This window comes from Pseudodesulfovibrio karagichevae, from assembly GCF_041414475.1.
Classification (GTDB): domain Bacteria; phylum Desulfobacterota; class Desulfovibrionia; order Desulfovibrionales; family Desulfovibrionaceae; genus Pseudodesulfovibrio; species Pseudodesulfovibrio karagichevae.
In genome coordinates this window covers 1-600 of the sequence record NZ_JBGLYH010000134.1, presented here as the reverse complement: position 1 = coordinate 600, position 600 = coordinate 1, and the positions used below count along the sequence as shown (strand labels likewise).

General features: G+C 67.0%; 1 protein-coding gene. It reads right to left on the bottom strand.

Features of this window, described 5'->3' with window-relative positions:
- The coding region (locus tag AB6M95_RS19680; protein WP_442604691.1) for a class II glutamine amidotransferase at nt 1-600 on the bottom strand (600 nt) is incomplete at both ends.

Below are 600 nucleotides of genomic sequence, written 5' to 3'. Positions count from 1 at the left end.
GGACCACGGACACCCCGCCCTGCCGGTGCACGGCCACGGGATAGGACGAGCGCGCCCGGGCGGCCATGCCGTAGGCCTCGCTCGCCACCAGCCAGCCGTCATTGGTCCGGCCGATGTAGAAGGACTGGCCCGAGCCCTTCTGGGCCAGGAACTGCGAGTCGAAATCGTTCAGGTTCTGCATGACCACGGCCAGCGAGCCCTCGCAGCGCCTGAGCACGTTGCGGAAGCGCTCCTCGGCGTCGCCCACGTCCTCCACGCCCAGGTGGAAGAGCACGGGCAGGATCTTGGCGTCGGTCGAGATGGCCGGCGGGATGTGCGCGCCCTTGGCCAGGACCGTCTCCTCGACCAGCGTGCGGTAGTTGTCCACGTCGCCGTTGAGCACGAACATGGTCTTTTCCAGGCCCGTGGACATGTCGCCCTCCACCAATCCATCGACGGGATGGCAGTTGGGCACGGAGATGATCCCGTTGGACGCCCAGCGGGTGTGGGCGATGATGTTGAGCGTCTGCAGGCCTGCGGACATGGCCCACAAAAGGTCGTCATGCTTGATGAATTCCCTGAGCGCCGCGCCGTTGTCCCCGAGCTGGCCGACCAGCTGGG